Source organism: Pseudomonas sp. R38(2017), from assembly GCF_002112395.1.
Taxonomy (GTDB): Bacteria; Pseudomonadota; Gammaproteobacteria; order Pseudomonadales; family Pseudomonadaceae; genus Aquipseudomonas.
Genome location: NZ_NEHN01000003.1, coordinates 311216 through 332776, shown reverse-complemented (window position 1 = coordinate 332776; position 21561 = coordinate 311216). Strand labels below are relative to the sequence as shown.

At 59.8% G+C, this 21561-nt stretch carries 21 protein-coding genes; 7 read left to right on the top strand and 14 right to left on the bottom strand.

Annotation, left to right across the window (positions count from 1 at the left end; translation table 11 throughout):
* Positions 1–520 precede the first annotated feature (520 nt).
* The 8 genes from CAF87_RS08315 to CAF87_RS08280 all read right to left on the bottom strand — a co-directional run bounded on the left by CAF87_RS08315 (position 521) and on the right by CAF87_RS08280 (position 7690).
* Positions 521–823: a GIY-YIG nuclease family protein gene (locus CAF87_RS08315; RefSeq protein WP_085647749.1), complete on the bottom strand. Its 303-nt coding sequence runs from the start codon at positions 821–823 to the stop codon at positions 521–523.
* A gap of 39 nt (positions 824–862) precedes the next feature.
* The gene (locus tag CAF87_RS08310; RefSeq protein ID WP_085729719.1) at positions 863–1336 is read right to left on the bottom strand and encodes a nuclear transport factor 2 family protein; all 474 of its coding nucleotides are present in this window, start codon (positions 1334–1336) and stop codon (positions 863–865) included.
* A 100-nt stretch (positions 1337–1436) separates the two neighbouring features.
* Positions 1437–2741: a CynX/NimT family MFS transporter gene (locus CAF87_RS08305; protein WP_085729718.1), complete on the bottom strand. Its 1305-nt coding sequence runs from the start codon at positions 2739–2741 to the stop codon at positions 1437–1439.
* Entirely contained in the window at positions 2731–3390 is a 660-nt protein-coding gene (locus CAF87_RS08300) for a FadR/GntR family transcriptional regulator (RefSeq protein ID WP_085729717.1), read from the bottom strand. The genes CAF87_RS08305 and CAF87_RS08300 overlap by 11 nt, the downstream gene beginning before the upstream one ends.
* 137 nt (positions 3391–3527) lie before the next feature.
* A complete protein-coding gene (locus tag CAF87_RS08295) occupies positions 3528–4292 on the bottom strand; it encodes an amino acid ABC transporter ATP-binding protein (RefSeq protein ID WP_003221897.1) in 765 nt (254 codons plus the stop codon).
* Between the two features lie 11 nt (positions 4293–4303).
* Positions 4304–5401 carry an amino acid ABC transporter permease gene (locus CAF87_RS08290; RefSeq protein ID WP_085729716.1) on the bottom strand — a complete coding sequence of 366 codons (1098 nt, stop codon included), beginning with the start codon at positions 5399–5401 and terminating at the stop codon, positions 4304–4306.
* Between the two features lie 10 nt (positions 5402–5411).
* Entirely contained in the window at positions 5412–6593 is a 1182-nt protein-coding gene (locus tag CAF87_RS08285) for an amino acid ABC transporter permease (protein ID WP_085729715.1), read from the bottom strand.
* Between the two features lie 65 nt (positions 6594–6658).
* A complete protein-coding gene (locus tag CAF87_RS08280) occupies positions 6659–7690 on the bottom strand; it encodes an amino acid ABC transporter substrate-binding protein (protein ID WP_085729714.1) in 1032 nt (343 codons plus the stop codon).
* Positions 7691–8157: 467 nt separating this feature from the next.
* On the opposite strand from CAF87_RS08280, the gene CAF87_RS08275 reads away from it, so the two are divergent.
* From CAF87_RS08275 to CAF87_RS08255, 5 genes are all read left to right on the top strand, one after another.
* Positions 8158–8814: an alpha/beta hydrolase gene (locus CAF87_RS08275; protein WP_085729713.1), complete on the top strand. Its 657-nt coding sequence runs from the start codon at positions 8158–8160 to the stop codon at positions 8812–8814.
* 110 nt (positions 8815–8924) lie between these two features.
* Entirely contained in the window at positions 8925–10403 is a 1479-nt protein-coding gene (gene rhlB / locus CAF87_RS08270; protein WP_085729712.1) for an ATP-dependent RNA helicase RhlB, read from the top strand.
* A gap of 124 nt (positions 10404–10527) precedes the next feature.
* Positions 10528–11472: an ornithine cyclodeaminase family protein gene (locus tag CAF87_RS08265; protein ID WP_085729711.1), complete on the top strand. Its 945-nt coding sequence runs from the start codon at positions 10528–10530 to the stop codon at positions 11470–11472.
* Between the two features lie 14 nt (positions 11473–11486).
* On the top strand, positions 11487–12614 hold the full coding sequence (locus tag CAF87_RS08260; protein WP_085729710.1) for an FAD-binding oxidoreductase: 1128 nt from the start codon (positions 11487–11489) through the stop codon (positions 12612–12614).
* A 91-nt stretch (positions 12615–12705) separates the two neighbouring features.
* A complete protein-coding gene (locus tag CAF87_RS08255; RefSeq protein WP_085729709.1) occupies positions 12706–13347 on the top strand; it encodes a transcriptional regulator in 642 nt (213 codons plus the stop codon).
* Positions 13348–13388: 41 nt separating this feature from the next.
* On the opposite strand, the gene CAF87_RS08250 is transcribed toward CAF87_RS08255, so the two are convergent.
* From CAF87_RS08250 to CAF87_RS08225, 6 genes are all read right to left on the bottom strand, one after another.
* A complete protein-coding gene (locus CAF87_RS08250) occupies positions 13389–14165 on the bottom strand; it encodes an ABC transporter substrate-binding protein (protein ID WP_085711691.1) in 777 nt (258 codons plus the stop codon).
* 182 nt (positions 14166–14347) lie between these two features.
* Positions 14348–14800 carry a molybdopterin synthase catalytic subunit MoaE gene (gene moaE, locus CAF87_RS08245; protein WP_085729708.1) on the bottom strand — a complete coding sequence of 151 codons (453 nt, stop codon included), beginning with the start codon at positions 14798–14800 and terminating at the stop codon, positions 14348–14350.
* A 3-nt stretch (positions 14801–14803) separates the two neighbouring features.
* Complete coding sequence (gene moaD / locus CAF87_RS08240; protein WP_085729707.1) at positions 14804–15046, bottom strand: molybdopterin converting factor subunit 1; 243 nt, start codon at positions 15044–15046, stop codon at positions 14804–14806.
* Positions 15043–15516, bottom strand: coding sequence for a cyclic pyranopterin monophosphate synthase MoaC (gene moaC / locus CAF87_RS08235; protein WP_007957321.1), 474 nt, complete (start codon positions 15514–15516; stop codon positions 15043–15045). The genes moaD and moaC overlap by 4 nt, the downstream gene beginning before the upstream one ends.
* Before the next feature lie 101 nt (positions 15517–15617).
* A complete protein-coding gene (locus tag CAF87_RS08230) occupies positions 15618–17012 on the bottom strand; it encodes a PhoH family protein (protein ID WP_085729706.1) in 1395 nt (464 codons plus the stop codon).
* Between the two features lie 350 nt (positions 17013–17362).
* Positions 17363–18487: a polysaccharide deacetylase family protein gene (locus CAF87_RS08225; RefSeq protein WP_085729705.1), complete on the bottom strand. Its 1125-nt coding sequence runs from the start codon at positions 18485–18487 to the stop codon at positions 17363–17365.
* Between the two features lie 139 nt (positions 18488–18626).
* Here CAF87_RS08225 and yaaA point away from each other — a divergent pair, with 139 nt between their 5' ends.
* Both yaaA and CAF87_RS08215 read left to right on the top strand, forming a co-directional pair.
* Positions 18627–19406, top strand: coding sequence for a peroxide stress protein YaaA (yaaA, locus tag CAF87_RS08220; RefSeq protein ID WP_085729704.1), 780 nt, complete (start codon positions 18627–18629; stop codon positions 19404–19406).
* An 810-nt stretch (positions 19407–20216) separates the two neighbouring features.
* Positions 20217–21533: a nucleotide sugar dehydrogenase gene (locus tag CAF87_RS08215; RefSeq protein WP_085729703.1), complete on the top strand. Its 1317-nt coding sequence runs from the start codon at positions 20217–20219 to the stop codon at positions 21531–21533.
* The last annotated feature ends 28 nt before the right edge of the window (positions 21534–21561 follow it).

Genomic DNA, 21561 nt, shown 5'->3' with positions numbered 1-21561 from the left:
TTGAACGACCTCCATACGAGGCTCAGAGTACGCAGCAAAAGCTTCATACGTTTTGGCCTCCGGTTGGGGGCCAAACCTCCAGCGTGCTTACCGGACCACGTACGCCTTCGGAAGACACGTCAATATCCCCTGTGAGGCGGCCGGTTGTGATACCCCCTGAAAAATCATTCCGGCACGGGAGCAACTCCGTGTCAGAGGGCATGAAACCGTTACGCCGATCGGCCAGACCTCATTGGTTGCACTGTCATGTGAGCAGACGGATCGTAATCGGGTTTTCTGAACCTTCGCTTAAACAAATAAACTCAAAATTGAGTTTTTTGGGTAGGCGTGTCTCCAAGCTTGCTCAGTGAAGCAAAGAGGAATACTCTCGGTCTACGTCAATATCTCCTGTGAGATCAGTAAATCCGGCCGCAAACCGAGGTTTACAGAAAAACCGCCCCGCAAAGGCGGTTTTTTTTCGCCTGTCGTTTGCCTGAAAGCGCCGCTTCGATGTGCAGGGGTTTCTACCGTTCGCACCTGATCAGTCCGGCCGATAAGACGCCACCAGACATTCCTTCGCACTCTTCCTGAGTTTCTTGATCAACCGTTCCTGGCGCAACGCATCACTCTTGTCACGGCAACGCTCGGTATAAACCAGCGCCATCGCCGGGCTCGAGAGAAAGAATCGCGCGCCCTTGCCACTCTGGTGCTTGGCAAAGCGGCGCACGGGATCATCGCTGATCCCGCAGTACAGCGAACCGTTGGCGGCGCGTACGAGGTAGACGAACCAGGATTTGCTCACTGGAACGTCGGCATCGAGAGGATTTTCGCTGAGGCTGGTCACGGGACAATTCAGGCGTAAGGAAAACAGGTCGCGATCTTATCAGCGACTTGCCTGAAATGCCTTCAGCCCTTTCAGCGCCTGGGCGCGGACGGCGTTGCGCACCAGCGGCGTCCAGCCCAACAGCAGCCCCTTGAAACCCAGCGCCTGACGGGACCAGCGCCACAGGTCGAAGTGGTCGCGGTGTTCACAGATCTTGCCGTCGCGGAAGACGAAGCGTGCCTGGATGTCGTTGATCACGACGTTGCCGGTCTGGCTGAACAGGTAGGTCGCTACCCAGTGGGCGCCGCCGCTGCGCTCGTCGGCGCGGACGTTGTCGAAGGTCAGGGAGAAGTCCTTGGCCCGCGTGGTGAGCATGCGCCACATGTCGCCGGCATCGCGCCCGCGCAGCTCGCCGAAGGCCGGGTCGCTGAACACCACGTCGTCGGTGTAGCAGGCGGCCATGGCCTCGGCGTCGAGGCGTTGGAAAGCCTGATAGAAACGGGTGATCAACGCGCTGTGGGCTTCTTCACTCATGGGCAATCTCCAGGAAAGGTACAGATTGCCAGCACGATAATCCGCAAACGCCCGAAACACTATCGGCATTCGCATTCCGAATACCGACAGTGTGTGCGTATCAGACCTTTTCGCTTACTACCTGCACGTACAACGCGCGCCCGGCACCGAGGCCGGCGAGGATCGCACCCGCACCGACGATGCCGAAGATCCAGCCCACGGCGTTCCAGCCACCGGTCCAGTCATGCACTACGCCGACCGCGAACGGACCCATGGATGCAAGGGTGTAGCCGAAGCCCTGGGACATGCTCGACAGGTTCGCCGCGACGTGAGAATCCCGCGAGCGCAGCACGATCAGAGTCAGCGCCAGGCTGAACGTACCACCCTGCCCCAGCCCCAGCAGGATCGCCCAGCCCCACAGGCCTTCGATCGGCGCAAAGAGGCAACCGAACAGTCCGCCGAGGGTCAGCGCCATCACTACCACGATCGCCAGTCGCTGGTCCTTGCCGCGTGTGGCCAGCCACGGTGCTGCCAGGGAGCTGGCGAGCTGAATGATCACCGAACCGGACAGCACCAGGCCGGCCTGGGTCGGTGTCAGCCCGCGACCGATGAGGATCGACGGCAACCAGCCGAACACGATGTAGGCCAGCGACGATTGCAGGCCCATGTACAAGGTCACCTGCCAGGCCAGCGGATCACGCAGCAGCCCGCGCACTCGATACGCAACATTGTGTGCACCGTGCTTCTGGCCAATTTGCGGCAGCCAGAACACCGCCGCGACCAGCGCTGGAATGACCCAGAACCCCAACCCCATGGCCCAGCTGTGATCGAAGTGTTCGCTCAAGGGCACGCTTGAGCCCGCCGCCATCGCCGCACCCAGGCACAGGGCCATGGTGTAGACACCGGTCATGGTGCCGGCGTGTTTGGCGAAGTCGCGTTTGACGATACCGGGCAGCAAGACGCCGATGATGCCGATACTCGCGCCACCCAGAATGCTGCCGGCGAACAGACCGATTTCACCGAAATTGCTGCGCAGGATGATGCCGCCGGCCAGTGTCAGAAGAATCCCCAGCACCACCCGCTCGGCACCGAAACGCCGCGCCAGCACCGGAGCCAGCGGGGCGAACAGGCCAAGACACAGCACCGGCAACGTCGTCAGCAAGCCTGCCTGAGCGGCGGACAAGCCGAGGCTTTTCGACACTTCACTGAGCAGCGGCGCCATGCTCGACAACGCCGGGCGCAGGTTCAACGCCACCAGAATCAGCCCCAGCAGCAACAGCCACGGACGGCGCACCAGCGGATGGCTTTGTTGCACCTGTTCATCGTCAGCCTCGGCATCGATCAGCAACTCCTCCAGTTCGGCGGTGCGCTTCGGGGCGTTGATGGCTTCAGGGCGGGACATGGTTTTCTCGGTTTCAGGGTTCATTGATCAGTTGCCTCGACAGGGCTTTGGCCCGTTCCGGATCACGCTGTTCGACGGCTTCGAACAGGGCGATGTGCAAATCGAAGACTTCCTGTCGACGAGGGACGATGTTCAGGGTCTGGCGCAATTGCGCACCGACGATGCTGGAGAAGTAGCGGTACAGCTCGCTGAGGGTCGGGTTGTGAGCGGCGTCCACCAGACGACGGTGAAACACCAGGTCACAGGCGATGTAGCTGTCGAGATCGCCGTGATAGTGGCTGCCGGCAACACCAAGCGCCTCGCGCAGGCCCGCCAGATCCTCATCGGTACGACGCAACGCCGCCAGGCCGATGGCCTCGACCTCAAGGATGTGCCGGGTTTCCCGGGCCTGATCCAGTGAGCATTTGGACAGCGCCTTGAGCGTGTCCATCGGGTCGACCACCGCCCGCAAGTAACTGCCGTCACCCTGACGGATTTCGATCAGCCCGGAGAACGCCAATACCCGCATCGCCTCGCGCACGGTATTGCGGCTGATGCCGAGCTCAGCGCACAGCTCGGGTTCAGTCGGCAGACGCTGACCGACCTGCCACGTGCCGTCGGTGATGCGCTGGCGCAATTGATCCAGGGCCTGATCGACCAGGGATCGTTTGATCAATAAAGAGTTTTCAGACATGTAATTCGCCCTGTCATCCAATCATGGGATGAATTTGCTGACAGGGTAGTCAGATTTTTTAAACAGGGCAATCGGTAAAATCCGGGCAAAAATAAACCCGGAACTGAGTCCGGGTTTATTTCAATGCCTGAATCGGATCAATGCAGAATCTGACTCAGGAACAACTTGGTCCGATCATTCTGCGGATTGTCGAAAAAGTCGTTCGGTGCCGCCTGCTCGACGATTTCGCCCTTGTCCATGAAGATTACCCGGTTGGCCACAGTGCGGGCGAAGCCCATTTCGTGGGTCACGCAAAGCATGGTCATGCCGTCTTCGGCCAGGCCGATCATGGTGTCGAGAACCTCCTTCACCATCTCTGGGTCGAGTGCCGAGGTCGGTTCGTCGAACAGCATGATTTTCGGTTTCATGCACAGCGCGCGGGCAATCGCCACACGCTGTTGCTGACCGCCGGACAATTGTCCCGGGAACTTGTGCGCCTGCTCCGGAATACGTACGCGCTCCAGATAGTGCATGGCGATTTCCTCGGCCTTGCGCTTGGGCATCTTGCGCACCCACATCGGCGCCAACGTGCAGTTCTGCAGAATGGTCAGGTGCGGGAACAGGTTGAAGTGCTGGAACACCATGCCGACTTCACGGCGGATCGCTTCGATCTGCTTGAGGTCGTTGGTCAGCTCCACGCCATCGACAACGATGCGGCCCTGCTGGTGTTCTTCCAGACGGTTCAGGCAGCGGATGGTGGTGGACTTGCCGGAACCCGACGGGCCGCACAGCACGATACGCTCGCCCTGCTTGACGTTGAGGTTGATGTCTTTCAGCACGTGGAACTGGCCGTACCACTTGTTCACGCCCTGCATCTGAATGATGCCTTCAGGGCCCACTGGCTTTTTGATTGCTTCGCTCATCGAAAAAACTCCTAACGCTTGTGGCCAGTGTCGAGCTTGCGTTCCAGATGCATGGAATAGCGCGACATACCAAAACAGAAAATCCAGAACACCAGGGCGGCGAACACGTAGCCTTCGGTGGCCATGCCCAGCCATTTCGGATCGGCAGCGGCTTGCTTGACGCTGTTGAGCAGGTCAAAGAGGCCGATGATGATCACCAGGCTGGTGTCCTTGAACAGCGCGATGAAGGTGTTGACGATGCCGGGAATCACCAGTTTCAGGGCTTGCGGCAGAATCACCAGGCCCATGGCGCGCCAGTAACCGAGGCCCATGGCGGCAGCGGCTTCGTACTGACCTTTGGGGATCGCTTGCAGACCGCCGCGCACCACTTCGGCGACGTAGGCCGACTGGAACAGGATCACGCCGATAAGTGCCCGCAGCAGCTTGTCGAAGTTCATGCCTTCAGGCAGGAACAGCGGCAGCATCACCGACGACATGAACAGCACGGTGATCAGCGGCACGCCGCGCCAGAACTCGATGAACGTCACGCAGACCACACGAATGGCCGGCATGTTCGAGCGTCGTCCCAGCGCCAGCATGATCCCCAGCGGCAACGCGCCGGCGATACCGACGGTGGCGATCACCAGGGTCAGCATCAGGCCGCCCCACTGGCTCGTGGCAACGGCGCTCAGGCCAAACACGCCGCCATGCAGCAGGCACCAGGCAACGATCGGATAGATCACCAGGAAGCTCAGCCCGTACACCGCTTTACGCGGCACGCGTTTGATGAACAGCGGCGCCACACCGATGACCGCCAGCCACACGGTCAGGTCCACGCGCCAGCGCAGATCCGCCGGGTAGTAGCCGTACATGAACTGGCCGAAACGCTGTTCGATGAACACCCAGCAAGCGCCCGCCTTGGTGCAGTCGGCGCGGGTAGTGCCGACCCAGTTGGCATCGAAGATCGCCCAGCTGAGCAGTGGCGGAATCACCAGGTAGATCAGGTAGAACGCAAACAGGGTCAGCAGGGTGTTGAGCCAGCTGGAGAACATGTTCGCGCGTATCCACGCCATCGGGCCGAAGACCTTGGCCGGCGGTGGCATGTCGGGTTTGAAAGTATGAGTACTCATGCGCTATTCCTTACCGCTCGATCAGCGCAATGCGCTTGTTGTACCAGTTCATCAGCAGGGAAATGCTGATACTGATCGCCAGGTACACGCTCATGGTGATGGCAATGACTTCGATCGCCTGACCGGTCTGGTTCAGCACGGTGCCGGCGAACAGCGAAACCATTTCCGGGTAACCGATACCGGCCGCCAGCGAGGAGTTCTTCGCCAGGTTCAGGTATTGGCTGGTCAGCGGTGGAATGATCACGCGCAGCGCTTGCGGAATGATCACCTTGCGCAAGGTCGGACCGTTGCGCAGGCCGAGCGAACGGGCCGCTTCGGTCTGACCGTGGCTGACCGACTTGATCCCCGAACGCACGATCTCGGCGATGAACGCCGCGGTGTACACGGTCAGGGCCAGGGTCAGGGCCAGCAGTTCCGGGATCAGCACCCAGCCGCCGACGAAGTTGAAGCCTTGCAGCTTCGGCATTTCCCAGTGCAGTGGCGCGCCGAAGATCAGCGCGCACAGCGTCGGGATCACCAGGAACATTGCCAGGCCGACCCAGAACTTGTGGAACGGCTCGCCGGTTTCCTCGAAACGCTTGGTGGCCCAGCGGCTCATCAGCACGATCGCAACGATAGCCACCACGATGCTGACCACGAACGCCCAGAAGCCGTCGGCCATCTGCGCGGCCGGCATGTTCAGGCCACGGCTGCTGACGAAGAAAGTGTCGCCGAAGTTGTGACTGTTACGCGGCCCCGGCATGGTGAGGAACACCGCGAAATACCAGAACAGGATTTGCAGCAGCGGCGGAATGTTGCGGAAGACTTCCACATACACGGTCGCCAGCTTGCTGATGATCCAGTTCGGCGACAGCCGCGCCACACCGATGATGAAACCCAGCAAAGTCGCCAGGATCACGCCAATGAAGGTCACCAGCAAGGTGTTGAGCAGGCCGATCACGAACACGCGGGCATAGCTGTCCGCTTCGGTGTAGGAGATCAGGTGTTGAGCGATGCCGAACCCGGCACTGCGCTCCAGAAAGCTGAACCCGGACGTGATGCCCCGGTGCTGCAGGTTGGTCTGGGTGTTGTCGAACAGATACCAGCCCATGGCGACCACCGCCACGACGGTGATGATCTGGAATAGCCACGCACGCACACGCGGATCGCTGAGGCTGAACCTCTGCTTTGGTGCGCCGATTGAATTTTGCATGAAGTGCCCCGCAAGAAATGGAACAGAACATCACCCGGCGGTTGGCCCGCCGGGTGATAGAACCATTAGCGCACTGGTGGTGCGTACTGAATGCCGCCGTTGTTCCACAGCGCGTTCAGGCCACGGTCGATTTCCAGCGGAGTGCTCTTGCCGAGGTTTTTCTCGAAGATTTCGCCGTAGTTACCCACCTGGGAAACGATTTTCACCACCCAGTCCTTCGGCAGTTTCAGGTCCTTGCCGTACTCGCCGTCAGCACCCAGCAGACGTGCAACGTCCGGGTTCTTGGTGGACTTGGCTTCTTCGAGTACGTTTTTCGAAGTGATACCGGCTTCTTCAGCGTTGAGCAGCGCGTAGCCAACCCAGCGAACGATGGCCAGCCACTCGTCGTCGCCGTTACGCACGACCGGGCCCAGAGGTTCCTTGGAAATGGTTTCCGGCAGAACCACGTAGTCCTTCGGCGAAGCCAGCTTGCTGCGCTGGGCGAACAGCTGGGACTTGTCGGAGGTCAGCACATCGCAACGACCGGACTCCAGCGACTTGGCGCTTTCATCGGAGGTGTCGAAAGTGATCGGGGTGTACTTCAGGCCATTGGCGCGGAAGTAGTCGGAGACGTTCAGCTCGGTAGTGGTACCGGCCTGAATGCAGATGGTTGCGCCGTCCAGTTCCTTGGCACTCTTCACGCCCAGCTTGTTGTTGGCCAGGAAGCCCACGCCGTCGTAGTAAGTGATGAAGCCTGGGAATTTCAGGCCCATGCCTGCGTCACGGGAGCTGGTCATGGTGGTGTTGCGCGACAGGATGTCGATCTCGCCGGACTGCAGCGCGGTGAAGCGCTCCTTGGCGTTCAATTGACTGAACTTGACCTTGGTCGCATCGCCGAACACGGCAGCGGCCACGGCACGGCAGACGTCGGCGTCGATGCCGAGAATCTTGCCGGTCGAATCCGGTACGGAGAAGCCTGGCAGACCGTCGCTGACGCCACACTGCACGAAACCTTTCTTCTGTACCGCATCCAGGGTTGCACCCGCCTGAGCGAACCCGCTGACACCCAGTACTGCAGCAGCAGTCACGATCGCCAGCGTGGATTTCAACATCTTCATTCAAACCTCCAGTTTTGCTCTTGTTGTGTCGGAGCTTGAGTCCAGTCGCACCCTTTTGAGGCGTTGTTGACCCGTGTTGGCTTTTTATAGGGTCAACCGACGCAGGACCTTCGCTATGAGTCTAGTAGGAGAAAATCCACATCATGGACAACTCACTTCTCACCATTCGGCCGAACGGGCGGTAGCCCTTTCACGTTCGCTAAGCCCGTTGCGGCCATTGGCGAACATCCATCACCGGATTCTTTGCTATCCCGTCGCCAAGCGTTCACTGATAGTGTTACCGCCAGGCGCGAGATCGATTGCACGACTACCTCATAGCAAAGCCCGTACCACACCGCTCGCTGAAGCGATTGAGCGACAGGTCAATAGCAAAACTTGTAGCCTTGCGACATCTTCTTAACGGATCAACCGGGCGCGCACCCCAATCACGCACTTAATGAGAGCGCCCGCACATTTTTGGAGCAGCCATGACCGAGCCCTTGATTCTTCAGCCTGTTAAGGCAGCCGACGCCTGCGTGATCTGGCTGCACGGCCTCGGCGCCGACCGCTACGACTTTCTGCCGGTGGCCGAGGCCTTGCAGGAAAGCCTGCTGAGCACGCGCTTCGTTTTGCCCCAGGCACCGACCCGCCCGGTGACAATAAATGGCGGTTATGCCATGCCGAGCTGGTACGACATCAAGGCCATGAGCCCGGCTCGGGCCATCGACCGGGATGAGCTTGAAGCGTCCGCCGACCACGTCATCGAATTGATCGAACAACAGCGCGCCAGCGGAATAGACGCTTCGCGGATTTTCCTCGCCGGCTTTTCCCAGGGCGGTGCCGTGGTCTATCACACCGCTTTTCTGAAATGGCAGGGACCGTTGGGTGGCGTGCTGGCGTTGTCGACCTACGCGCCGACCTTCAACGACGAACTGGAGCTGTCCGCCAGCCAGCAACGGATTCCGGTGCTGGCGCTGCACGGCCAGTTCGACAACGTGGTGCAGAACTCCATGGGCCGCACGGCGTATGAGTACCTCAAGGCCCATGGTGTCACCGTGACATGGCAGGAATACCCAATGGAGCACGAAGTGTTACCCGAAGAAATTCGCGACATCGGCGTGTGGCTGAGCGAACGCCTGCGCTGATCGTTCGGGGCTCGATTTTCAAGTGGTCGGGCCCCTTTGATCATCCCACTACGCCGCGCCCGTTTCTTGCATTACACTGGCCGGCGTACATTCCTTAACCAATTGATGAGATGACCGTGCTCAAAGCACTCAAGAAGATGTTCGGAAAAAGCGAGGCTGAGCAGCTCGCGCCAGCTCCCAGTGCGCCGTCGCATGCCCCCGGTCATCGCAGCGATGCCAAACCGGCGGACCGCCAGGCTCCTGTAGCCACACCGAAACGCGAACCGGCACCCGCTGCTGTTTCAGCTCCCGCTTCAGAAAGCACCCGCAGCGAAACACCCAAACCTGCCAAGCCACGCCGCGAACCGAAGCCCAAGGCGCCGGTCATTCCCTGGAAACTCGAAGATTTCGTCGTCGAGCCACAGGAAGGCAAGACCCGTTTCCACGATTTCAAACTCGCCCCGGAACTGATGCACGCCATCCACGACCTGGGTTTCCCGTATTGCACGCCGATCCAGGCCCAGGTGCTGGGTTTCACCCTCGCCGGCAAAGACGCCATCGGCCGCGCCCAGACCGGCACCGGCAAGACCGCCGCGTTCCTGATTTCGATCATCACCCAGCTGTTGCAGACCCCGCCGCCGAAAGAGCGCTACATGGGCGAGCCACGGGCGCTGATCATCGCGCCGACCCGTGAGCTGGTGGTGCAGATCGCCAAGGACGCCGCAGACCTGACCAAGTACACCGGCCTAAACGTCATGACGTTCGTCGGCGGCATGGATTTCGACAAGCAGCTCAAGCACCTCGAAGCCCGCCACTGCGACATCCTCGTCGCAACCCCGGGCCGTCTGCTCGACTTCAACCAGCGCGGCGACGTGCACCTGGACATGGTCGAAGTGATGGTGCTGGACGAAGCCGACCGCATGCTCGACATGGGCTTCATCCCGCAGGTACGGCAGATCATTCGCCAAACCCCGCCGAAAAGCGAACGCCAGACCCTGCTGTTCTCCGCGACCTTCACCGATGACGTGATGAACCTCGCCAAGCAGTGGACCACCGATCCTGCGATCGTCGAAATCGAAGTCACCAATGTGGCCAACGAGAACGTCGAACAGCACATCTACGCGGTGGCCGGTGCCGACAAATACAAACTGCTCTTCAACCTGGTCAACGACAACGGCTGGGAGCGGGTCATTGTGTTCGCCAACCGCAAGGATGAAGTGCGGCGCATCGAGGAACGCCTGGTGCGCGACGGCATCAACGCCGCGCAACTGTCCGGCGACGTGCCGCAGCACAAACGGATCAAGACGCTGGAAGGCTTCCGCGAAGGCAAGATCCGCGTGCTGGTGGCCACTGACGTGGCCGGTCGCGGCATCCACATCGACGGTATCAGCCACGTGATCAACTTCACCCTGCCGGAAGTCCCGGACGACTACGTGCACCGCATCGGTCGTACCGGTCGGGCTGGTGCCGATGGCGTGTCGATCAGCTTCGCCGGTGAAGACGACTCCTATCAGTTGCCGTCCATCGAAGAAAAACTCGGTCGCAAGATCAGCTGCGAAACGCCACCGACCCATCTGTTGCGGGCGGTTGAGCGCAAGCGTCCACAGTAAGCGACGCTATAAAGAGAAGCGCAGCCGGCAACGGACTGCGCTTTTTTTTCGCCCGGATATTGTTCAATAAAACTAAAAGTCCATAATGGACAAATTAGTTTATAAACAGTCTCCGGAGTCCGACATGTCCAGCACGCCGTACGTGATTGATCAAACCCAGGCCCGCGAGCTTCTGGCCCGGATCGATGTGCCGCAGATCCTGCGCAAGCTGTTCCGCGATCTGGCGGCCGGGCATGCGGTGCAACCGGCGCAGCAACTGGTGGAATTTCCCCAGGGCGCCGGGGACTTCATCAACTATCTGGGCGTATTGGCTGAAGATGGCGTGTACGGGGTCAAGACCTCGCCATACATCGTTCGCGAACAAGGCCCGCTGGTGACGGCATGGACGCTGTTGATGTCGATGCAAACCGGTCAGCCATTGCTACTTTGCGATGCCGGCGAACTGACCACCGCCCGCACGGCGGCAACCACAGCTGTCGCCGTCGACGCCCTCGCCCTCTTGAACGCCTCCCGTCTGGCAATCATCGGCAGCGGCAAGGTCGCTCAGGCGCATCTGCACTACGTCAAAACGTCGCGTGAATGGCAGAGCATCAACGTGTATTCGCCCACCCTGAGCGAAGACGCGGCGACCGCCCGCCAACTGCAAGCCCTCGATCCACGGGTGAGCATCGCCTGCAGCCGCGAAGCCGCCATCGCCGAAGCCGATGTGATCATGCTCTGCACCTCGTCCGCAGGACCTGTGATCGACCCGGCGACCTTGAGCAAACCGGCGCTGATCACCTCGATCAGCACCAATGCCCCACGCGCGCACGAAGTGCCGCCGCAGAGCCTCAACGACATGCAGGTGTTCTGCGACTATCGTCTGACCACACCGGGTTCGGCCGGCGAGATGCTGATCGCCACCGAACAACATGGCTGGGACAACAGCGCGATCATCGGTGACCTCGCGGACCTGCTCAGCGAAAAAGTGCAGCGTCCGGATTACAACCGTCACGTGTTCTTCCGCTCCATCGGTCTGGGCCTTGAAGACATCGCCCTGGCCAACGCCGTTTATCAATTGCAGCGCTGACACCGGAGATTTTCATGAGTCATGCAGATTTCATCATCATCGGCGGCGGGATTGCCGGCGCGTCCACCGGTTACTGGCTGTCGCAACATGGCAAGGTCGTGGTCCTGGAGCGCGAGTCGCATCCCGCCTATCACTCCACCGGGCGCTCCGCCGCACTGTTCACCGCTGCTTATGGCACCCCGCAGGTTCGGGCACTGACCCAGGCCAGCCGGGCATTTTTCGATAACCCGCCCAGTGGTTTCTGTGAACACCCGCTGCTCACCCCGCGCGGCGAAATGACCGTGGACTTCACCGGCGACGCCGCCGAGCTGAACAATCAGTACCTCAGCGCCAAGGCCACCGTGCCGGAGATGCAACTGCTCAGCGCGGAAGAAGCGTGCGTGCGACTGCCGATCTTGCGCCAGGAAAAAGTCCACGGTGCGATCTACGACCCGACCGCCAGCGACATCGACACCGATGCGCTGCACCAAGGCTATCTGCGCGGCATCCGTCGCAACAATGGGCAAGTCCTGACCGATTGCGAAGTGCTCGGACTGAACCAAGATGCCGACGGCGTCTGGCAAGTCCAGACCAACGGCCAGACTTTCAGCGCACCCATTGTGATCAACGCCGCAGGCGCCTGGGCTGACAAAATCGGTGCCCTGGCCGGCGCCCGGCCCCTGGGCCTGCAACCGAAGCGCCGCGCGGCGTTTATCTTCGCCGGCCCAGAAGGCGTCGACATTCACCACTGGCCGATGCTGGTCAGCCTCGACGAGTCGTTCTACATGAAGCCCGACGCCGGCATGTTCCTCGGCTCGCCTGCCAACGCCGACCCGGTCGAGCCGCACGACGTGCAGCCAGAAGAACTGGACATCGCCATGGGCATCTACCAGATCGAAGAAGCGACGACCCTGACCATCCGCCGCCCGACCCGCACCTGGGCCGGCCTGCGCAGTTTCGTCGCCGACGGTGATTTGCTGTCCGGGTTCGATCCGCAGGTGCCGGGGCTGTTCTGGGTCGCGGCCCAGGGCGGTTACGGTATCCAGACTTCGCCGGCGATGGGCCAGGCCAGCGCGGCGCTGGTGCGCGGTGAGTCGTTGCCCGAGCACCTCAAGCAGTTCGGTCTGTCCGCCGCGATGCTCTCCCCCGCCCGCCTGGCCTGACCGCCCCCGGATGACGCGCCCAACGGATTGCGGCACACTCGCAACGCCCCCGGACCACGGGGGCGTTGACGTTGCCTGGAGCTCCACAGTTATGACCGCCCCCGAACACACGCCCGAGCTGAATGACGCCGCCCTGGATAACTACCACGCCATCGCCGATGCCATCGCTACGCTGTTCTTTCCACATGCTGAAGTGGTGCTGCATGACCTACGCACGCAAAAGGTCGACTACATCGCCAACAACCTCTCGAAAAGGGTGATCGGCGACGAGTCGTCGCTGGAAGACATGCTCAGCGACGACGTCAGCGAACGGAACATCGGCCCGTACGAAAAGCTCAATTGGGACGGCCAGAAGATTCGCAGCCTGAGCACCGTGCTGCGCGACAGCGAAGGGCATCCGCTGGCAGTGCTGTGCATCAACCTGAATATTTCGCTGTTCGAGAACGCCAAGGCTGCGCTCGACCTGTTCCTCTCGCCGAGCAAACTGATTCCGCAACCGGACTCGCTGTTTCGCGATGACTGGCAGGAACGGATCAACACCTTCCTGCACGCCTGGCTGCGCGAGCGGCAACTGAGCTTGAACCTGCTGACCCGCGATCACAAACGCGAACTGGTGCTGGCGCTGCACGCCGAAGGCGCGTTCAAGGGCAAGAGCGCCTCAAACTATGTGGCCAATGTGCTGAACATGGGGCGGGCGACGGTGTACAAGCATTTGAAGGAATTGAAGGGCTGAAGCCGTGCAGCCTGCGATGGCAGGCTGCACATTTTTGAAACTCAGTCGCCGTAGATGTCCGACTTGAAGTACTTCTCGGAAATTTTCTGATACTCGCCACTGGCGCGAATGCCGTCGATGGCGGTGTTCAACTGGCTGACCAGTTCGGTGTTGCCCTTGCGCACCGCGATCCCGGCACCCTCGCCCACGTACTTCGGATCTTTCAGTTCCGGTCCGACAAACGCGTAACCCTTGCCCCGAGGCATCGACAGGAAGTCGGTCAGCGGAATGGTGTCTGCAAAAATCGCGTCGAGACGCCCGGCCGCCAGGTCCATGTAGATTTCTTCGTTGTTGCCATAGCGCTTGACGTTGATGCCCTTGGGCTCGAACACCTCCGTGGCGTAACGATCGGTGGTGGTCGCACGTTGCACGCCGACGGTCTTGCCCTTGAGGCTGGCGTATTGGTCATCAACCGTCGCGCCTTCCTTCATTACGAGCCGCGACGAGGTGAAATAGTACTTGTGGGTGAAGTCCACGGACTTCTTGCGGTCTTCATTGATGGTCATGGACGACAGCGCCATGTCGATTTTCTTCACTTTCAGGGAAGGAATCAGACCGTCGAACTCGCCCTCGACCCACACGCACTTGACCTGCATCTGCGCGCACAGGGCGTTGCCGATGTCGTAGTCGAAGCCGACGATTTCACCTTGGTCGGTCTTTGAGGCGAACGGCGGATAGGCCGCTTCAATACCGATGCGCAGGGTTTTCTCGGCGGCAAACACGCTGCTGCACGCCAACAGGCTCAGCGCCAGACCGGTGATGAGGGGGAGTTTCTTCATGTTCGTTCTCTCGCGGGTTGTTGTTGGTTTGGCAAGACAGAAGAAAGAGCTGAAACAGGGAAAAGCTTTATTTGTACTTGTAAATCCATACTGGACTTTTACGTACAAATCGTCAATTGGACAAACGCCATCGGCGTCAGCCGATGGTCGGGAGTCGAGGGGAGATTGACTGAGGAGAGGATTTACTGCTTCCAGCGATCCGCAGCGGCATGGTCGCTGTCACGACCTTCGACCCAGCGCGAGCCGTCGCTGGTGTTCTCTTTCTTCCAGAACGGCGCGCGGGTTTTCAGGTAATCCATGACGAAGGCGCAGGCGTCGAATGCCGCCTGACGATGGGCACTGGCGGCGCCGACGAACACGATCGGCTCACCCGGCTCCAGCGCGCCGATGCGGTGCAGCACTTCCAGCTTCAACAGCGGCCAGCGCTGTTCGGCCTCGACGGCGATCTTGCCCAGGGCCTTTTCGGTCATGCCCGGATAGTGCTCCAGAAACATTCCGGCAACATCGAGGCCATCGTTGAAGTCGCGCACGTAGCCGACAAAACTCACCACCGCGCCGACGCCGACATTGGCCGCGTGCATCGCGTTGACTTCAGCACCGGGATCGAACGCCGTGGACTGCACACGAATCGCCATGCCTCAGCCTCCGGTCACGGTGGGGAAAAACGCTACTTCGTCGCCATCGACCACCGGCTCGTCGAGCTGGCACAGGTCTTCGTTGCGCGCACACATCAAGTTCTGTTCGCTCAGCACCTCGGCGCCGTCACGCTTGGCGAGCAAGGCGCGTACGTCTTCCACCGTCGCGAATTCACCTTCGACCTTTACCGAATCCACACCCAGCGCCTCGCGGTAACGGGCAAAAAACTTCACGGTCAGGTTCATGGCTGCTCCGCCTGGAAATGCCCGCTCTTGCCGCCGACTTTCTCCAGCAGGCGCACGCTTTCGATGGTCATGCCGCGATCCACGGCCTTGCACATGTCGTAGATCGTCAGCGCGGCGACGCTGGCGGCGGTCAGCGCCTCCATCTCGACGCCGGTTTGCCCGGACAGTTTGCAACGAGCCACGATGCGCACCGCGTCGTCGCCTTCGGCGCTGAGCTCAACCTTGACGCCGGTCAGCATCAACGGATGGCACAAGGGAATCAGGTCACTGGTTTTCTTCGCCGCCTGAATGCCGGCGATGCGCGCCACGGCGAACACGTCGCCCTTGGGATGGCCGCCGCTAACGATCATCTGCAGGGTGTCGGGCAGCATGCGCACCAGCGCTTGGGCCGTCGCCTCGCGGAACGTCACGGCTTTTTCGGTGACGTCGACCATGTTGGCGCGACCTTGGGAATCGAGATGAGTCAGCACGGGATTACTCCTGATCAGGAGCGTCGATTGTAAACCTGAGGGTCAGAATTTCGCACACAAAAAACCGGGCGACTTTGCAGTCGCCCGGTTCCATTTGGCGGTTACAGGTGCGATTCGGCGTATTCGGCCAGAATCGAGCGAGGCACCCCTTGCAGGGTGATGTGCACACCGTTGGGGAAGTCTTTGAAACGTTCGGTCAGGTAAGTCAGCCCGGAACTGGTCGCGGACAGGTAAGGGGTGTCAATCTGTGCCAGGTTGCCCAGGCACACCACTTTGGAACCGGCGCCGGCCCGGGTGATGATGGTTTTCATCTGGTGCGGCGTGAGGTTCTGGCATTCGTCGATCAGGATCAGGCTCTGCTGGAAGCTGCGCCCGCGAATGTAGTTGAGCGATTTGAACTGCAACGGCACTTTGCTGAGGATGTAGTCGACGCTGCCATGGGTGTTTTCGTCATCCATGTGCAAGGCTTCGAGGTTGTCGGTGATGGCGCCCAGCCAAGGCTCCATTTTTTCCGCTTCGGTGCCGGGCAGGAAGCCGATTTCCTGGTCCAGGCCCTGCACGCTGCGGGTGGCGATGATGCGGCGATAACGCTTGCTGACCATGGTCTGCTCGATCGCAGCGGCCAGCGCCAGGATGGTCTTGCCGGAACCGGCGGCGCCGGACAGGTTGACCAGATGAATGTCTGGGTCGAGCAAGGCGTACAGCGCCAGGCTCTGATAGATGTCACGGGGCTTGAGGCCCCAGGCCTCTTGATGCAGCAGCGGTTCCTGGTGCAGATCGAGGATCAGCAGACGGTCTTCTTCAATCTCCTTGATCCAGCCGACAAAGCCCTGCTCATCGATGATGAACTCGTTGATGTGCACGGCCGGCAGGTTGTCGATCAGTTGCACCTGGTGCCAGGTGCGGCCATGGTCCTGACGGGTTTCGACCTTGCTCACGCGGTCCCAGAAGGAGCCGGTCATGTTGTGGTAGCCGTTGGGCAACAGGGACACGTCATCGACCAGTTGGTCGGTGCTGTAGTCCTCGGCGTCGATCCCGCAGGCTCGCGCCTTGAGGCGCATGTTGATGTCTTTGGTGACCAGCACCACCGGTTTCTTCGGATCGCGGGTGTGCAGATCGATCAACTGGTTGATGATTTTGTTGTCGTTCAGGTGCTCGGGCAGAATCAGGTTCGATTCGGCCTGTTTGCTCATCAGAATTGACAGCAACCCCTTCGGCCCGCTCTTTCCGCGCTGGATCGGCACCCCTTGCTCGACGTCTTCGGGCGAGGCATCGCCCAGCGTCTTGTCGATCAGCCGGATGGCCTGGCGGCATTCGGCGGCCACGCTGTGATGCCCGCTCTTGAGCTTGTCCAGCTCTTCAAGCACGGTCATCGGGATCGCGACGTGGTGTTCTTCGAAATTCAGCAGGGCGTTTGGATCGTGAATCAGTACGTTGGTATCGAGTACATAAAGGATTGGCTGGTTGGAGGAAGGGCTACGTCCGTGATCATCCATACTCGGTCACCTTTGTGGGAGCCATTCGACGCAATACCTGGACGGTACTGCGCCTCGAAGTGACTGCCGAATCCACCTGCGAAGCTTTTGTTCGGAATAGCAGGTGAATTGCACACAAAATGGGTCTTGGAAGACGCCACCTGTGTTGCAGGTTTCGGCTGTCTGACTTCGTAATACTCCAAAACCCGTGACAGAAAAAAGCACTTTGACGCTTTTTTGAAGTTTATTTTGCAAAGTGACGAAAAGCCCTTGGCGGACCGCCGCGCCCCCGTTAGAGTCGGAAGTCCGCCTGCATCGAATCCTGCAAAAAACTCACCCCAAGCCCAATGTTTCCGGGCTCTTGCCGTTTGTCAGCGAAAAGCGTCCTGACAGTCTTCCCAGCCGATGCCGCTTTGCGCGGTTTGCGTGATCAGCCAAGGCAACGCGGTCTTCACCGCGTCCTGCTTCATGTTGAAATTGATCACCCCATGCCGCCACAACAGCATCAGGGTCAGCACCCGCTGCGCGCTGGGATTGCCCTTGAGCTTGCCGGCGCCGTCCTGGGCATCGATGTCCCACAACGCCACTTGCAGGCCCTGATTGCGCAAGAAACTGCCGGCATCACTGCGGCGCTGGCCATCCGGTGGGCGGAACAAAGGCACGTAGTTTTCCGGCAGCTTGTTCTTCACCAGATCGCTGCTGCGGCGTACCGAGTCCTGCCAGTCCTGCCAGTGGCTGTGGGAGCGGAACTCCCAGCCCTGAACCCCCACGCAGAGTTTCGAGAATTCCGCTTGCAGGTTATTCACCGAGCGATCCGCCAGTCGCGCCTGCACATCCTTGCCCAGCAAAAAGAAGGTGCCGCTCAGACTGGATTTGCGCAGGTAATCGGCGATCCAGTGGGTATTGTCCGGCTGAAGGTTCGCGGCGCTGTCGAAACTCAACAGGAACAACCGGTCGTGCATCTCGTCGCCGTTGCGCTCGTAGTCGCCGAAATGATCGACTTCGCTGGTGGTCTGCGGCGACAGCGCCGCCTTGCGCATCAGTTCATCCAGATACTGCAGATGAAAGATCCGGCTCGGCTCTGCCCACTTGGTGTAATAGCTTTCGTCGCTGACCACGAACTTGGTCGCCTGCTCGCGCAGGGTCGGCAGGTCTTCGACGAGGAAGCAGAACGAGGCGTCCTGATCGCAACTCTGCTGGGCGAAGTTGTAGTTGGTCAGCAGCCGTTGCCACAGGCGAGCGCGCAGGTTGTTGATCGCCTCCAGATTGACCGTGCGCAGCCCCAGACGCTGGGCCAGCGCGGCCTCATCCAGCGCTTCGCTGCCCAGCAGGCCCCGGGCGAACATCAGGATTTCCGCCCGCGAGGCGACGTCGAACAGGGTCGGGTTGTCGAGTTTCTCCGGCCAGGTGCTGCGATCGAGCGTGGCAATATCGCCCGGCGCCGCAACGGCCCCGAAGCTCAACAACCACACAGTAAATAAAAGAACAATGCGCAAAGGGGTGTCTCCATAACAAAACCCGCGCGGCACTATAGCCGATCCGGCCCGCAAACCGCCGATCACCTATGGACTCGATAGCTGGAGTCATCCGCCTCAACCCCCTAGAATCGCCCCCACGATTAAAGGAGACGACTTCATGCTGATGGTGATTTCCCCCGCCAAGACCCTCGATTACGAAACACCGCCGGCGACCCAGCGCTTCACCCAGCCGCAATACCTCGACCATTCCCAAGAGCTGATCCAACAGTTGCGTGAGCTGACGCCTGCACAGATCAGCGAACTGATGCACGTCTCCGACAAGATCGGTGGCCTCAACGCCGCGCGTTTCGGCAGCTGGACGCCGGCGTTCACTCCCGAGAACGCCAAACAGGCGCTGCTGGCCTTCAAGGGCGACGTCTACACCGGACTCGATGCCCAGTCGTTCAGCGAAGCCGATTTTGACTACGCGCAACAGCACCTGCGCATGCTCTCCGGCCTCTACGGCCTGCTGCGCCCGCTCGACCTGATGCAGCCATATCGCCTGGAAATGGGCACCAAACTGGCCAACGTCCGCGGCAAGGACTTGTACGCGTTCTGGGGCACGCGCATCAGCGAATGGCTGAACGAAGCGCTGGCCGACCAGGGCGATGACGTGCTGCTGAACCTGGCGTCCAATGAGTACTTCTCGGCGGTCAAGCGCACGGCCCTGAACGCGCGGATCATCAACACCGAGTTCAAGGACCTGAAAAACGGCCAGTACAAGATCATCAGTTTTTACGCCAAAAAGGCTCGAGGCCTGATGAGCCGCTTCGTCATCCAGGAACGCATCAACGATCCGGCGGCCCTCAAACAGTTCGATGTGCAGGGTTATCGCTACAGCGCCGAACAATCGAAACCGGACAATCTGGTGTTTCTGCGCGATCACACACCCGAATAAAGCATGCCCATTGCACGACTCTTTATATAAAGAGTCGTGCACCTCGCACGACGTCAAAAAAACCTCCCGCCTTTTCGCCGACTTATTGGCGCCATAAAAACATCACCCCCATTTCTATCTTTTCTTTCACTCGACAGTTGTCATTTTTTTCAGTAGTGGCACCTGAAATTTTTCCGGGTAGTGGCACAAAACCATCTAACGCGATTATCTACCTATTAATAAAGGGCGAAATGGAAAGTGCTATCAATATGAGAGCAGTGCCATCTTTCTCAATATTTCAAAAAATTTCAGATTTCGCGATGAGCGGACAGGAACTATGTCCAAATGCATAGCTCATACCACCGGTAACGATTCTCGCCGAATATGTACGAGATAACTTACGCAGAGATCAAAACCATGTAACCAAGTTGTCACAGCAACTTGCCTGAATGGACAACAACTCTGAACAACTAGCGAAGGACAGGAGATACGCACCATCAATATCCCCTACAAGGCCAAGGCCGCGCCCTTATAAACGTGCTCGCCTGAGCACCCAACCGCCCGATCTACAGGCCTGCGCCTGACATCGGGCGCGCAATACAAGATTGCACAAGAGTCCTCTTGCCAGAGGATCCGCTGCATAACAGGGCATGTCACAACAATAAGGCCTGGTTGCGCACATCTTGAGTGCACTTATTTAGACACTCGAAACTTAGTATGCCTGCACACGGCATTGTGACGCCTGCAAGTCACACTTTCGAGTGCACTAAGACCGCTGAACACCATTAACTCCGGCCTTCTAACGGCCTGATATATACAGAGGTAATTGCGATGCGCATCAGCATATTTGGTTTGGGTTACGTCGGCGCAGTGTGTGCCGGTTGCCTGTCTGCACGGGGCCATGACGTGGTTGGCGTCGATGTTGCCAAAGACAAGATCGACATGATCAATGCTGGCAAATCCCCCATTGTCGAACCGGGCCTGGGCGAGTTGCTGGCGCAAGGGATCGAGACCGGCCGTCTGCGCGGTACGACCAATTTCGCCGAGGCGATTCGTGACACCGATTTGTCGATGATTTGCGTCGGCACGCCGAGCAAAAAGAACGGCGACCTGGAACTGAACTACATCGAAGCGGTATGCCGCGAGATCGGTTTTGTCCTGCGTGAAAAATCCACCCGTCACACCATCGTCGTGCGCAGCACGGTGCTGCCGGGCACCGTCGCCAACGTGGTGATTCCGATCCTCGAAGACTGCTCCGGCAAAAAAGCTGGCGTTGATTTCGGTGTAGCCGTGAACCCAGAGTTCCTGCGTGAATCCACCGCGATCGCCGACTACGACCTGCCACCGATGACCGTCATCGGCGAGTTCGACAAGGCCTCGGGTGACGTTCTGCAATCGCTGTACGAAGAACTCGACGCACCGATCATCCGCAAGGACATCGCCGTCGCCGAGATGATCAAGTACACCTGCAACGTCTGGCACGCGACCAAAGTGACCTTCGCCAACGAAATCGGCAACATCGCCAAAGCAGTGGGCGTCGATGGCCGCGAAGTGATGGACGTGGTCTGCCAGGACAAGACCCTCAACCTGTCCCAGTACTACATGCGTCCGGGCTTTGCCTTCGGCGGCTCGTGCCTGCCGAAAGACGTGCGTGCCCTGACCTACCGCGCCGGCTCGCTGGATGTGGAGGCGCCGCTGCTCAACTCACTGATGCGCAGCAACGAATCGCAAGTGCAGAACGCCTTCGACATCGTTGAAAGCCACGACAAACGCAAAGTCGCCCTGCTCGGCCTGAGCTTCAAGGCCGGTACCGACGACCTGCGCGAAAGCCCGCTGGTGGAACTGGCCGAGATGCTGATCGGCAAGGGTTACGACCTGAGCATCTACGACAGCAACGTCCAGTACGCCCGCGTCCACGGCGCGAACAAGGACTACATCGAGTCGAAGATCCCCCACGTTTCGTCCCTGCTCAATGCGGACTTCGACTCGGTGATCGACAACTCCGACGTGATCATCCTCGGCAACCGCGATGAGAAGTTCCGCGCGCTGGCCCAGCAGGCACCGCACGGTAAACAGGTCATCGACCTGGTCGGTTTCATGGCCAAAACCACCGATGCCGGCTCCCGCACCGAAGGTATCTGCTGGTAACGCAGCAGCACGCTTCGAGCTTCAAGCC